Annotated in this window: 14 protein-coding genes; 11 read left to right on the top strand and 3 right to left on the bottom strand. The window is 72.0% G+C overall.

All coding sequences use genetic code 11. From position 1 onward, the window contains the following. Positions 1-41 precede the first annotated feature (41 nt). The 9 genes from ACFUUZ_RS13890 to ACFUUZ_RS13850 all read left to right on the top strand — a co-directional run bounded on the left by ACFUUZ_RS13890 (position 42) and on the right by ACFUUZ_RS13850 (position 8,310). Positions 42-1,202: an acyl-CoA dehydrogenase family protein gene (locus tag ACFUUZ_RS13890; RefSeq protein ID WP_378695927.1), complete on the top strand. Its 1,161-nt coding sequence runs from the start codon at positions 42-44 to the stop codon at positions 1,200-1,202. Between the two features lie 13 nt (positions 1,203-1,215). Beyond that, complete coding sequence (locus ACFUUZ_RS13885; RefSeq protein WP_378695926.1) at positions 1,216-1,740, top strand: YiiD C-terminal domain-containing protein; 525 nt, start codon at positions 1,216-1,218, stop codon at positions 1,738-1,740. Beyond that, positions 1,737-2,594 (top strand): alpha/beta fold hydrolase, encoded by an 858-nt coding sequence (locus tag ACFUUZ_RS13880; RefSeq protein ID WP_378695924.1) that lies wholly within the window; start codon positions 1,737-1,739, stop codon positions 2,592-2,594. The genes ACFUUZ_RS13885 and ACFUUZ_RS13880 overlap by 4 nt, the downstream gene beginning before the upstream one ends. After that, entirely contained in the window at positions 2,594-3,721 is a 1,128-nt protein-coding gene (locus ACFUUZ_RS13875) for an ABC transporter ATP-binding protein (protein WP_378695922.1), read from the top strand. The genes ACFUUZ_RS13880 and ACFUUZ_RS13875 overlap by 1 nt, the downstream gene beginning before the upstream one ends. 39 nt (positions 3,722-3,760) lie before the next feature. Next, entirely contained in the window at positions 3,761-5,131 is a 1,371-nt protein-coding gene (locus tag ACFUUZ_RS13870) for an ABC transporter substrate-binding protein (RefSeq protein WP_378695920.1), read from the top strand. A gap of 72 nt (positions 5,132-5,203) precedes the next feature. Next, the gene (locus ACFUUZ_RS13865; protein WP_378695918.1) at positions 5,204-6,043 is read left to right on the top strand and encodes a metallophosphoesterase; all 840 of its coding nucleotides are present in this window, start codon (positions 5,204-5,206) and stop codon (positions 6,041-6,043) included. Positions 6,044-6,045: 2 nt separating this feature from the next. After that, positions 6,046-7,068, top strand: coding sequence for a carbohydrate ABC transporter permease (locus ACFUUZ_RS13860; RefSeq protein ID WP_378695916.1), 1,023 nt, complete (start codon positions 6,046-6,048; stop codon positions 7,066-7,068). Further along, a complete protein-coding gene (locus tag ACFUUZ_RS13855) occupies positions 7,058-7,870 on the top strand; it encodes a carbohydrate ABC transporter permease (protein ID WP_378695914.1) in 813 nt (270 codons plus the stop codon). Before ACFUUZ_RS13860 ends, ACFUUZ_RS13855 begins: the two co-directional genes overlap by 11 nt. Positions 7,871-7,890: 20 nt before the next feature. Then, entirely contained in the window at positions 7,891-8,310 is a 420-nt protein-coding gene (locus ACFUUZ_RS13850; protein WP_378695912.1) for a pyridoxamine 5'-phosphate oxidase family protein, read from the top strand. A 20-nt stretch (positions 8,311-8,330) separates the two neighbouring features. On the opposite strand, the gene ACFUUZ_RS13845 is transcribed toward ACFUUZ_RS13850, so the two are convergent. Both ACFUUZ_RS13845 and ACFUUZ_RS13840 read right to left on the bottom strand, forming a co-directional pair. Continuing rightward, positions 8,331-9,602: a protein NO VEIN domain-containing protein gene (locus ACFUUZ_RS13845; protein ID WP_378695910.1), complete on the bottom strand. Its 1,272-nt coding sequence runs from the start codon at positions 9,600-9,602 to the stop codon at positions 8,331-8,333. Positions 9,603-9,650: 48 nt separating this feature from the next. Then, positions 9,651-10,616, bottom strand: coding sequence for a helix-turn-helix transcriptional regulator (locus tag ACFUUZ_RS13840; protein ID WP_378695908.1), 966 nt, complete (start codon positions 10,614-10,616; stop codon positions 9,651-9,653). A gap of 61 nt (positions 10,617-10,677) precedes the next feature. On the opposite strand from ACFUUZ_RS13840, the gene ACFUUZ_RS13835 reads away from it, so the two are divergent. Together ACFUUZ_RS13835 and ACFUUZ_RS13830 are read left to right on the top strand one after the other, a co-directional pair. After that, complete coding sequence (locus ACFUUZ_RS13835; protein ID WP_378695906.1) at positions 10,678-11,250, top strand: DinB family protein; 573 nt, start codon at positions 10,678-10,680, stop codon at positions 11,248-11,250. Then, complete coding sequence (locus ACFUUZ_RS13830; protein WP_378695904.1) at positions 11,247-11,708, top strand: VOC family protein; 462 nt, start codon at positions 11,247-11,249, stop codon at positions 11,706-11,708. Before ACFUUZ_RS13835 ends, ACFUUZ_RS13830 begins: the two co-directional genes overlap by 4 nt. Positions 11,709-11,715: 7 nt before the next feature. Here ACFUUZ_RS13830 and ACFUUZ_RS13825 read toward each other — a convergent pair whose 3' ends face one another. After that, a complete protein-coding gene (locus ACFUUZ_RS13825; protein ID WP_378695902.1) occupies positions 11,716-12,060 on the bottom strand; it encodes a hypothetical protein in 345 nt (114 codons plus the stop codon). Positions 12,061-12,185: the final 125 nt, after the last annotated feature.

The raw sequence follows: 12,185 nt of genomic DNA, 5'->3' as shown, positions 1-12,185 counted from the left end.
TCGCCCCGACCCGCCCGGACCCGCCGTCCGAGACTGGCGCCATGACCAACGTCGCGGATTTGGTGGAACGGACCACGCAGTTCATCAACGAGCAGGTCGTCCCGGTGGAGCGCGAGGTCGTCGTCGACGGGCGGGTGATGGACGACGCGCTGCGGCTGGAGCTGCAGAAGCGCGCCAAGGAGGCCGGGGTCTTCGGCCCCCTCTCCGACCCCCGCTACGGCGGGCTCGGCCTGGACACCAGGGCGCAGGCGCGGGTGCTCGAGGCCGCGGGCGCCAGCCTGCTCGGCCCGATCGCGCTGAACGCCTGGGCCCCCGACGACGGCAATATCCACCTGCTCGCGCACGTCGCCAACTCCGAGCAGCAGCAGCGCTACCTGGCGCCGCTGGCCACCGGGGAGGTGCGCTCGGCCATCGCCATGACCGAGCCCGCGCCGGGGGCGGGCTCGGACCCCGGCATGCTGCAGACCTACGCGCGCAGGACCGACCGCGGCTGGGTGATCGACGGCGCGAAGCACTTCTGCACCGGCGCGCAGGGCGCGGCCTTCGTCATCTGCGTGGCGAACACCGACGACGGCGCCACCATGTTCCTGGTCGACGCCGACAACCCGGGCTTCACGGTCGGGCGGCGGATGCCGACCATGGATTACACCAGCGCGCCGGGCGGGCACTGCGAGGTGCGCTTCGAGGAGTGCGAGGTGCCGGATTCGGCGGTGCTCGGCACGGTCGGGAACGGACTTCCGCTGGCGCAGGTGCGGCTGGCACCCTCGCGGCTGGTCTTCGCCATGAACTGGCTGGGGCTCGCGGTGCGCGGGCACCACCTGGCGCTGCGGCACATCAACGCGCGCAGCTCGTTCGGCGCGCCGATCGCCGAGCACGGCATGGCGCAGGCGCTGGTCGCGGACAGCGAGATGGACATCGTCGCGGCGCGCGGGGTCATCCGCACCGCCGCCGAGACCATCGACGCGCTCGGCCCGACCGCCTCGCAGTCCAGGCACGAGGCGTCGATCGCGAAGACCTTCGTCTCCGAGGCAGTCTGGCGGGTGCTCGACCGCGCGGTGCAGCTGCACGGCGGCCTCGGCGTCTGCGAGGACCACCTGGTCGCCCGGTTCCTGGTGGAGGCGCGGGCATTCCGGATCTACGAGGGCCCGTCCGAAGTACTGCGCACCTCCATCGCCCGCCGCGCGCTGCGCGCGCACCGCTGAAAGGGGAACCACCATGACCACCCGTGAACTCACCGGCTTCGCGGCGGGCTACCCGGACCTGGATCCGGAGCACGTCGACTACGAGTACCTGCGCGCGACCTCGCACACGCTGATTCCGTTCGGCACCCACGTCGGCACCGAGATCACCGAGATCGGCCCGGAGCGGGCGGTGGTGGAGATCCCGGCGGGCGGGCCGACCACCAACCACATGGGCACCGTGCACGCGGGCGCGCTCTTCACCGCGGCGGACATCGTGGGCGCCGCGGCCTTCGTCGGGGCGGCGGCGAGCAAGCTGTACCGGGTCAAGCGGCTGGTGCTGCGCGGTGCGAGCGCGCGCTACAAGCGGCCGGCCGCAGGCCGGATCCGCGCGATCGCCTCGGTGCAGCCGGAGGCGGTGGCAGGCGTGCTGGCCTCCACGGTGGCCGAGCGGTTCGAGATCGTGATCCCGGCGGCGCTGCTCGACGACGCCGACGTGCTGGTCGCGGAGTTCAGCTTCGACTACGTCTGCGACACCAACCCCGGGGAGAACGAGCGATGAGCAAGCTCACCGAGCTGGAGTCGGTGACCGTCCCCACCGCCGACAGCGTGACCTTCACCGTGCGCTTCCTGCCCGCCGAGCAGCCGGACGCCCCGGTCGTGCTGATCCTGCCCGCCATGGCCATGAAGGCCAAGCACTACCTGACACTGGCGACGAGCCTGCGCGCCGAGGGGCTCTCGGTGGCCACCACCGACCTGCGCGCGCACGGCGAGGCCACCCCGGCGCTGGGCGAGCACCGCGACTTCGGCTACCGGGAGATGATCGAGACCGACCTGCCCGCCATCGCCACCGCGGTCGGCGAGCGCTTCCCCGACGCGCCGCTGTTCCTCTTCGGGCACAGCCTGGGCGGCCAGCTGGCGCTGCTCTTCGCGAGCGCCGAGCCGGAGCGGGTGGCGGGGGTCGGGATCATCGGCACCGGCACCGTCTTCTGGTACGCCTTCGGCCCGCGGCGCTGGTGGGAGGCGCTGAGCCAGATCCAGTACATCGGCTGGGTGGCGCGCCGGACCGGGCAGTGGCCGGGCGGGGTGCTGATCCCGGCGCCGATGCCGGGCGGAGTGATGCGGGACTGGTCCATGCACTCGCTCACCAGCTACTACCGGCCGAAGGGGTCGGCGCGGCGGTACAACTCGCTGCTGCGCAAGCTGACCAAGCCGGTGCTGGTGATCTCGCTGGACGAAGACGTGCTCGGCCCCAAGTCCAACGTCGACTTCCTGGTCCGCCGGATGCCGAGCGCGCGGGTCACCCGCTGGCACGTGGACGCGGACTCCGGCGTCGCCAACCGCGACCACTTCACCTGGGTGAAGGACGCGCCGGTGCTGGCCGCCCGGATCGCGGCCTGGGCGCGGGGCGCGTGATGGCACGGTTGCGGATCGAGAAGGTGTCGAAGGCGTTCGGGGCGTCGGTGGCGGTGCGCGAGGTCGAGCTCGACATTGCGGACGGCGAGTTCATGGTGCTGCTCGGGCCGAGCGGGTGCGGGAAGTCGACGCTGCTGCGGATGGTGGCGGGGCTGGAGGAGCCGAGCTCGGGGCGCATCCTGCTGGACGACCGGGACATCACGCACCAGGCGCCGCAGCGCCGGAACCTGGCGATGGTGTTCCAGAGCTACGCGCTGTACCCGCACCTGACGGTGGCGAAGAACATCGGCTTCCCGCTGCGGGCCGGGCGCACTCCGCGCGCGGCGATCGCGAAGCGGGTGGCCGAGGTGGCGGCGGTGCTCGGGCTCGGCGAGCTGCTGGAGCGCAAGCCCGCGAACCTCTCCGGCGGGCAGCGGCAGCGGGTGGCGCTGGCCCGCGCCATGGTGCGCGACCCCGGCGCCTTCCTGATGGACGAGCCGCTCTCCAACCTGGACGCCAAGCTGCGCTCCGCCACCAGGGCCGAGCTGATCACGCTGCACCGCACGCTGCGCACCACGTTCCTCTACGTCACGCACGACCAGGTCGAGGCGATGACCATGGCGGACCGGATCGCGCTGCTGAACGACGGGCGGGTGGAGCAGGTCGGCACCCCGGCCGAGCTGTACGACCGGCCGCGCTCGACCTTCGTCGCCGGTTTCCTCGGCGCGCCCCCGATGAACCTCTTCCCGGCCACGGTGACCCCGCGCGACGGGCGGCTGCACCTGGTCGCCGCCGGTGTCGACATCGTGCTGCCGCAGCCCGCCGGTGACCTGGCCGAGCCGCTCGCGGTGACCGCGGGGATCCGCCCGGAGCGGCTGCGCCCCGGCGGCTCGGACGCGATCACCGGCCGGGTGGCGATGGTGGAGAACCTGGGCAGCGAGGAGCTGCTGCACCTCGACACCGGCGAGCACACCCTCGGCGTGCGGGTCCCGCGCCCCGCGGGGGTGGCAGGCGGCGACCTGCTCGCCGTGCACGCCGACCCCGCCGACGTCCACCTCTTCGACGCCGACACCGGGCTGCGGCTGCGCTGGCGCGACCCGGACGCAGGCGCCCCGATCGACCGCGACGCCCGCGTCGCCGTCGCCTGATCCGTCAGGCTCGCACTTTTCGATGATGAGGAGAACACAGTGAAACGCACCGTGCCCGTGCTGGGCCTGGTGTTCGCGGCGGTCCTCGCGCTCAGCGCGTGCGGCGGCCTCGGCCCGACCGCGTCCGACGGGGACGCGCAGACCTCCCGGATTCCGGAGCTCGCCCCGGACCAGAAGGTCTCGATCGTCTTCGAGTCCTACAACTACGGCCTCGCGGGCGCGTGGACCGACACCTTCGACAAGCTGCTCGGCGAGTTCCGCGCCGAGCACCCGAACATCGCGGTGACGGCGCAGAAGCCGCAGGGCAACAGCCCCAACCCGGCCACCGACACCATCTCCAGCATCCAGAACCAGATGGTCGCGGGCACCCCGCCGGACGTCGCCCAGCTGGGCTTCAGCGACCTGGACTTCACCATCAACCAGCTCGGCGCCAAGCCGCTCGACGCGCTGCTCGGCGCGGACGCGGTCGCCGCCAACTTCGACGGCGAGCAGCACCCCTACGCCCCGCGGGCGCGCACCCTCGCGGACTGGGACGGCCACACCTACGGGGTGCCGTTCGTCTTCTCCACGCCGGTGCTCTACTACAACGCCTCGCTCTTCACCGAGGCCGGGCTCGACCCGTCGAAGCCGCCCGCCACCTGGGACGAGGTGACCACGGCCGCCGCCGCGATCGCGAAGACCGGGAAGGGCGGCATCTACATCGACTGCCTCACCAAGACCGCGAAGGACTGGTGCTTCCAGTCGCTGGTGCGCTCCAACGGCGGCCGGGTGATCTCCGAGGACCGGCGCGACCTGACCTTCGCCGACACCCCCGCGGTCGAGGTGGCCGCGCTGGGGCAGCGGCTGGTGGAGTCCGGGAGCATGCCCCGGCTGCAGCAGAAGCAGGGGTACGAGGCGTTCGGCCGCGGCGAGATCGGCATGATCCTGGAGACCAGCGCGGTGCAGGGCACCTTCGTCGCCGGCGCCAAGGACAGGTGGGACCTGCGCGCCGCGCCGATGCCCGCCTTCACCGGCAAGCCGGTGGTGCCGACGAATTCCGGTGCCTCGCTGCACATCCTGTCCAACGACCCGGCCAAGCAGCGGGCAGCGTGGGAGCTGATCACCTTCCTCACCAGCGAGCGCGCCTACACCACGATCTCCCAGGGCATCGGCTACCTGCCGCTGCGCACCGGGCTGATGAACGACCCGGCCGGGCTGCAGGGCTGGGCCGCGAAGAACCCGCTGCTGGCGCCGAACGTGGCGCAGCTGGCGAGCATGGAGCCCTGGATCTCCATGCCGGGCAACAACTACCTGCAGATCCGCGACGGCATGATGGACGCGGTCGAGGCCGTCGTCTTCCAGAACCGGGACCCGGGGTCCACCCTCGGCGCGGCGCGCGACCAGGGCGCCCAGCTGATGCCGCGGCAGTGACCCGCCGTCCGTGACCGACCTACGACTCGAGCCGCGCGTCCCTGCGGGCGCGCGGCTCCACCAGGGGGCTCCATGTCCGAGGTGACCATCGTCCAGCTCACCGACACCCACATCCGCGCCGCGGGTGAACGCGTGCACGGCACCGTCGACACCTTCGCCAACCTCACCCACGTGCTGCACCAGCTGCGCGCCTCGCACCGCGAGATCGGCGCCATCGTCTTCTCCGGCGACCTCGCCGACGACGGCTCGCCCGAGGCCTACCGACGGCTGCGCGACGCGGTCGAGCCGGTCGCCGCCGAGCTCGGCGCGCGCGTGCTCTACGCCCCGGGCAACCACGACGAGCGCGCCGCGTTCGGCGCCGAGCTGCTCGGCGCCGCCGACGCGCGGACGGACCAGGTGACGGAGGTCGCCGGGCTGCGGATCGTGGTGCTGGACAGCAGCGTTCCCGGGCTGCACCACGGCGAGCTGACCGACGACCAACTCGATCGGCTGCGCGGCGTGCTGCGCGAGCCCGCGCCGCACGGCACGCTGCTGGTGCTGCACCATCCGCCCATCCCCTCGGCGCTGCCGGTCTCGCAGCTGCTGCGGCTGCGGCAGCCGGAGCGGCTGGCCGAGGTGCTGCGCGGCACCGACGTCCGGCTGATCGTCTGCGGGCACAGCCACCTGACCGCGGCCTCGGCGCTGGCCGGGATCCCGGTGTGGGTCGGCCCCGCGACCTCGTTCCGGCAGGATTCCTTCGCGCCCGTCGGCAGGCAGCGCGGGTTCGCCGCCTTCGGGTACAGCCGGATCGACGTGGTCGGCGAGTCGCTGGTGGTGACGGCGGTCGAGGCGACGCCTGCCGAGGTGCTCTACGAGCGGGACGAGCAGGCGACGCTGGACCAGCTCGCCGCGCTGGCGGCGGAGGCGCGGTAGCGATGTTCGTGCTCGACGCGCCCGACGAGACGACCGCGCCCGCGGCCACCGACAAGTCCGCCGCGCTCGACAAGCGCGCGGCCCGCGGCACATCCGCCCTCGTCGACGAGCCCGGGAAGGCGGCTGTCCCCACCCCGGCCACCGCCCGGTTCCGACGGCTCGGGCGGGGCCTCGTCCCCTACCTCTACCTGGCGCCCGCGCTGGTGCTGTTGGTGGTGTGGACGTACCGGCCGCTGGTGCAGGCGTTCGAGCTCTCCACCTACTCCTGGAACCTGCTGCCGACCCAGCCGATGCCCCCGGTCGGCACCGCCAACTACGAGCGGCTGCTGGAGCTCCCGGCGTTCTGGGACTCGCTCGGCCGCACCGGCGTGCTGATCCTCGGGCTGCTGCCCTTCACGGTGCTGCTCCCGCTGCTCGTCGCGCTGGCCGGGCGGCGGGTGCACGGCCGGGCCAGGACCCTGTACCACGCCTTCGTCTTCGCGCCCTTCCTGGTGGCGCCCGTCGCAGCAGCCGCCGTGTGGCGCTGGCTGCTGCACCCGGGCGGCGGCTTCGTCGGGCAGCTGCTCGGCAGCGACCGCAACTGGGTCTACGACGTGGACACCGCGCACACGGTGATCATCGTGATCACCGGCTGGCAGCTGCTCGGCTTCGCGGTGCTGGTGATCTGGGCCGGGCTGGCCGGGATCAGCAGCGACTACGACGAGGCCGCCAGGGTGGACGGCGCGAGCCCGGGCCAGATCCGGCGCTGGATCACGCTGCCGCTGCTCTCCCCCACGCTGATGTTCATGGTGCTGACCACGGTGCTGCTCAGCCCGGCGCTGACCTTCCCGCTGATCGACTCGATGACCCAGGGCGGGCCGTCGCAGGCCACGACGAACATCTACTACCTGCTGTGGGACTACGCCTTCCACACCTTCGACGCCGGGCTCAGCGCCGCGGCCGGGGTGCTGCTCTTCCTCGGCTTCGGCGTGCTAGCCGGAGCCCTGGTCTGGATCTCGGAAAAGGTGGCCTTCCATGATGATTGATCGCCTGCGCGGGCTCGGCAGCCACCTGCTGCTCGGCGCGACCGCGCTGGTCGCGGTGTTCCCGATCTACTGGCTCTTCGCGACCTCGCTGCGCAGGCCCGAAGACGTGACGGCACTGACGCCGTTCCCGTGGCCGCTCTCGATCGCCAACTACACCGACGCCGCGCACAAGGTGGACGTGCTCGGGTTGATCGGCAACACCTTCTTCGTGGCGGCGCTCTCCGCGGGCGGGCAGCTGCTGGTGGCGCTGCTCGCCTCGTACGCCTTCGCGCTGTACACCTTCCCGTTCCAACGCGTGCTGTACCTGGCCTTCGTCGGCACCTGGCTGGTGCCGTTCCAGGTGACCATGCTGCCGAACTACGTGCTGCTCACCCGGCTCGGGCTGATCAACACGCTGGTCGGGGTGGCGCTGCCGACGCTCTGCTCGGCGCTCGCGGTGCTGCTGCTGCGCCAGCACATGGCGAGCTTCCCCAAGGAGCTGGTCGCGGCGGCCAGGATCGACGGCCGCTCCTCCTGGTCCATCCTGTGGACGGTGGTGGTGCCGAACCTGCGCCCCGCGCTCGCCGCGCTCGGCATCCTGCTCTTCATCAACGCCTGGAACGAGTACTTCTGGCCCGCGGTGGTGCTGCGCCAGTCGAACAGCGTGCTCCAGCTCGGGCTGCGCAGCTTCATGGGCACCGAGGGCGACCAGTGGGGGCCGATGATGGCGCTCGCCGGGCTCGCCTGCCTGCCGGTGCTGATCATGTACCTGCTGCTGCAGCGGCACATCGTGAACGCCTTCGTGCGCTCCGGTCTGAAGTAGCGGTCGGTAGGCTGGGCCGCATGGCGCTTCCCCTGGCAGAACGACAGGAATTCCTCGCCCGGCCGCACATCGGGGCGCTCGCCGTCGCCGGTGCCCCCGGCCGGGCCCCGCTGAACGTGCCGATCTGGTACCACTACACCCCCGGTGGCGAGCTCTGGGTGCTCACCGGAGCCACCTCGAAGAAGCTGGAGCTGCTGCAGGCGGCGCAGCGCTTCAGCCTCATGGCGCAGGTGCTGGAGCCGACCATCCGCTACGTCACCGCGGAGGGGCCGGTCACCAGGATCGAGCCCGGTGACGAGCTGGTGCGCGAGATGGCGGCGCGGTACCTGCCCGCCGAGAAGCTCGAGGGGTACCTGGAGTACGCGCAGTCGCACGGCGAGCAGGTCGCCGTGTACATGCGGCCGGAGCAGTGGCTCTCGGCGGACCTGGGGTCGGTCTAGTCGTCCGAAGGGCTGACACCTCAGTCGGGTCGATCGGCTTCCGGCTCGCCGTAGGGATGGCGCCACTGGAACTGGACCGGGGTGAGGGTGCCTGCCGTCGGATCGAACGGAGCCACCACGAACGACCCGGATTCGGCATCGACTTTGCCCGCCGCGTCGACCGCGATCCCGGACCAGATTCCGATCACGCAGCGACCCGGATTGCCGAGCGCGTGCTCGACCTCGCCCCTGGTGACCCATACCGCTTCCCCGGACGAGCGAGTGCCCTTGGCCTCCAGGTAGCGAGTGAGCCCCTTCCGGGTCGCGATGGCGTCGTACGGTGCGCCGACGCGGGTGTCGCGCACCTCCCATCCCTGCGCCCGGTAGTGGGTCATGAGGCGATCCTGGGCGGCATCTTCGATGAGCTTGCGGAGCTGGGGGTGGGACAGCCTGCCCTGAGCGCGATGGTCGGCATCGGGCGGTTCCGACAGCGCTCCGACGTGCTGGGACCACAGGACCCCGAGCTCGTCGGCGATGTCGCCGAGGACCGCGGTTCCGCTGCTCTGCGGTGTCCAATGCTGTTCGGGGAAGCACGCTTTCAGTCGTTCGATGGGCAGTCGATCCGCTGGGCCGACAACCGAGTCCCAAAGCACGTCCACATAGTGGGCGATGGAGCGCTCGTCCTCCCAGTGCGCATCCGAGTAGATTTCGTGCAGAACCGTCCCTGCCGCGATGATCCCGCGCTCGGCACTGCCCTGGCGGAGCATGAAGACCCTGTCGCCCACGTTGATGCCGCTGGTTCGCCCGCCGGTCGACCAGTTGTCCTCGACGGCGCGGCCCGCCCCCGTCTCCGCGATCGCATCGCGATAGCTCGCCCAGTCGCTGTGCGCCGGGTTCCACGTCAGCAGGAACGCACGCGAAAAGGCGCCGCCATCCGGCACCGGCGGATCCGGGTAGTAGTTCACAGACCGGCCCGGTGGAATTGGTCTCCCGATCCACGCCAGGAACACGGGATCGTCCTCGTCCAGTGGGCGCCCGCGCAACACCATCCGCCCGTCGAAAACCCCGCCCTCGGCACGCTCGTAGCCTTGGATCTCCACCACCGCGACGACGACGCCCTCGAATGACAACGTGGCATAGTTCTCGCGAGCCACACTGGATTCGGCCATCCTGTGGAATCCGCGGTTGTGCCTCCACAGCTGCCGAGCGGACACCTCCGGGTCGTACCCCGCCCACCGCCTCCGCAATGGGTCGGACTCGATCTGCTCTGGTGTGTGCGCGTACCGACGCCGCAGCCGGATATTGACCGTCATGCCTCCATGATTCACAGCGTTCGAGGAAACGCGTCGAAGGTCGGCGTCTTACACGCCGAATGGACCCGCCGCGGCGCGCAGCCGGTCGGCGAGTTCTTCGGCGCGGGTGGCGAGGTCGGGGGGTTCGAGGATGCGGAAGGCGTGGCCGAGCGCGGCGACGTGGGTGAGGACCAGGTCGAGGTTGTCGGCGCCGCTGTGGATTTCGCAGGTGGCGGCGTCGACCTCGACGACCATGGCGGCGGAGGCGGAGACCACGGCGCGGACCTGATCCGCGGGGGCGTGCACGAGGAAGCGGGCCCGGTGCCGGTAGACGCGGCTGGTGACGCCCTGCTGGACGAAGGAGGCGGCGTCGGGGGCGTCGGGGCGGGGGCGGAAGCGCCAGGTGCGGGCGGCGACCTCGGTCATGCGGTCCACGCGGAAGGTGCGCCAGGCGGCGCGGTCCAGGTCGTAGGCGAGCAGGTACCAGCGGCGGTCGGAGGCGACGAGGCGGTAGGGCTCGACCCGGCGCCTCCAGGTGCCGTCCCCGGACGGGTAGTCGAAGCCCGCCTCGACCTCGTCGCGGCAGGCGCGGGCCAGCGTCATCAGCACCTCCGGGTCGACCGGGGCGCGGCCGCCGCCGAAGGACTCGACCGAACCGGAGAGCGCGCGCACCGCGGAGCGGAGCCGGGTGGGCAGCACCCGGTCGAGTTTGCCGAGCGCGCGCAGCGCGGCGTCGCCGGTCCCGGCCACCGCGCCCGCGAGCAGCGCGACCGCGGTGGCGATCGCCTCCTCGTCGTCGAGCAGCAGCGGGGGCAGCTCCTGGCCGGGGCCGAGCTGGTAGCCGCCGCCGGTGCCGTGCTCGGCGCGCACCGGGTAGCCGATGGCGCGCAGCCGCTCGACGTCGCGGCGCACCGTGCGCGGGGTGACGCCGAGCCGGTCGGCCAGTTCGCCGCCGGTCCAGACCCGGCGCTGCTGCAGCAGCCCGAGCAGGGTGAGCACCCGTTCGGTCGTGCCGCGCTGTTCCCCGTCCGCCACGCCCATAGCCTCCCGAGACTAGCGGACCGATACTGTCCGCAGCGGCTGTGAGGGTGGAGCCATGACACCGACACTCGACTGGAACCGCGCGCTGCGCGAGCAGTGGGAGTTCCACTGGAACCATCAGGTGCGGGCCCGGCTGGCGGGGCTCACCGACGACGAGTACACCTGGTCACCGGTGGACGGCGCCTGGAACGTGCGGCCGCGCGGCGGGTCGGCGATCCAGTTCGGCACCGGTGGGCACCTGATCGACTTCGCCTACCCGACCCCGGAGCCCGAGCCCTTCACCACCATCGCCTGGCGGCTTGGGCACGTGATCGTCGGCGTGCTGGCGATGCGCAATGCCGCGCACTTCGGCGGGCCGGATGCGTCCTACGAGGGCTGGGCCTACGCGGGCACCGCGAAAGAGGCGCTGGCGCAGCTGGATACCGAGCTGGCGGCCTGGCTCGACGGCGTGCGCGGGCTGGACGACGCCGCGCTCGCCACGCCGGTCGGGCCGAAGGAGCCCGCCCACCCGGACGCGCCGATGGCCGATCTGGTCCTGCACATCCACCGCGAGCTGATCCACCATCTCTCCGAGGCCTGCCTGCTGCGCGACCTGTACCTGCACACCCGACGAGGAGTGACCGCATGAGCCGGACCGTTCAGATCACCGTCGACGCGCGCGACCCGCGCGGGCTCTCGCTCTTCTGGCGCGAGGTGCTCGGCTACCGCATCCCGGCGCCGCCCGGCGTCGAGCTCGCGGACGGCGCCGACCCGCTGGCCGCCTGGGACGAGTTCCTGGCGGGGATCGGGGTGCCGGAGGAGCAGCGCAACAGCAACTCGGCGGTGGAGGACCCGGACGGCCCCGGCCCGCGGATCTTCTTCCAGCGGGTTCCGGAGGACAAGGTGGTGAAGAACCGGCTGCACCTGGACGTCCGGGTGGCGCCGGAGCTCACCGGCGACGAGCGGATGGCGGCGCTGGAGACCGAGTGCGACCGCCTGCTCGCCCTCGGCGCCACCCGCCTGCGCCGCTTCGAACCGGACCCGCCCATGGGCTTCGGCTTCATCGTCATGGCCGACCCGGAGGGCAACGAGTTCTGCCTGGACTGACCGGCGCTCAGCGGGCGAGCTGCACGTCCGAGATCCGGATCGGGTACACCGCGACGGTCAGCTCACTCGCGAGTTCGGGGACGCCGCTGAGCACGGTGAGCACGCCGTCCCCACCGACGCTCAGCCGGGATACCTGCTCGCGGTACAGGTCGGCGACCGGCTCGGTACCGCGGGTCCACCGGATGCGGACCGAGCGCGCGATCACGTCGTAGGTCAGCTCGAGCGCGTTCTCCGGGTCGGAGTCGATCCGCACCCGGAACGCGCCGACGCTGTCCGGGAGCGGGACGCGCTCGGCGCCGAAGGTCTCCAGGAAGTCGGTCTCCGCCGGTTCGATGAAGCGGTCGTCGGTCATGTCACCCTCCGCCCTTCGGCATCACCGATCCGGCGCCCCTCCCCAGGGCGGACTCGTCGCGGATCCCGGATGCGGGGGGCCCCCGCCAGCCCCCCAAAAAACGGGGGGGGGCGGAATTCCAGTGG

Origin of the sequence: Nocardia sp. NPDC057353, from assembly GCF_042667085.1 — a bacterium.
Taxonomy (GTDB): Bacteria; Actinomycetota; Actinomycetes; order Mycobacteriales; family Mycobacteriaceae; genus Nocardia.
Note: the sequence above shows the minus strand (reverse complement) of the source record. Positions and strands in the feature narration are given on the sequence as shown.

Excerpts from the sequence above, each read along its gene's own strand:
- ACFUUZ_RS13890 (WP_378695927.1), top strand. The coding sequence starts at position 42 with ATGACCAACGTCGCGGATTTGGTGGAACGGACCACGCAGTTCATCAAC.
- ACFUUZ_RS13885 (WP_378695926.1), top strand. The coding sequence starts at position 1,216 with ATGACCACCCGTGAACTCACCGGCTTCGCGGCGGGCTACCCGGACCTG.
- ACFUUZ_RS13880 (WP_378695924.1), top strand. The coding sequence starts at position 1,737 with ATGAGCAAGCTCACCGAGCTGGAGTCGGTGACCGTCCCCACCGCCGAC.
- ACFUUZ_RS13875 (WP_378695922.1), top strand. The coding sequence starts at position 2,594 with ATGGCACGGTTGCGGATCGAGAAGGTGTCGAAGGCGTTCGGGGCGTCG.
- ACFUUZ_RS13865 (WP_378695918.1), top strand. The coding sequence starts at position 5,204 with ATGTCCGAGGTGACCATCGTCCAGCTCACCGACACCCACATCCGCGCC.
- ACFUUZ_RS13860 (WP_378695916.1), top strand. The coding sequence starts at position 6,046 with ATGTTCGTGCTCGACGCGCCCGACGAGACGACCGCGCCCGCGGCCACC.
- ACFUUZ_RS13855 (WP_378695914.1), top strand. The coding sequence starts at position 7,058 with ATGATGATTGATCGCCTGCGCGGGCTCGGCAGCCACCTGCTGCTCGGC.
- ACFUUZ_RS13850 (WP_378695912.1), top strand. The coding sequence starts at position 7,891 with ATGGCGCTTCCCCTGGCAGAACGACAGGAATTCCTCGCCCGGCCGCAC.
- ACFUUZ_RS13845 (WP_378695910.1), bottom strand. The coding sequence starts at position 9,602 with ATGACGGTCAATATCCGGCTGCGGCGTCGGTACGCGCACACACCAGAG.
- ACFUUZ_RS13835 (WP_378695906.1), top strand. The coding sequence starts at position 10,678 with ATGACACCGACACTCGACTGGAACCGCGCGCTGCGCGAGCAGTGGGAG.
- ACFUUZ_RS13830 (WP_378695904.1), top strand. The coding sequence starts at position 11,247 with ATGAGCCGGACCGTTCAGATCACCGTCGACGCGCGCGACCCGCGCGGG.
- ACFUUZ_RS13825 (WP_378695902.1), bottom strand. The coding sequence starts at position 12,060 with ATGACCGACGACCGCTTCATCGAACCGGCGGAGACCGACTTCCTGGAG.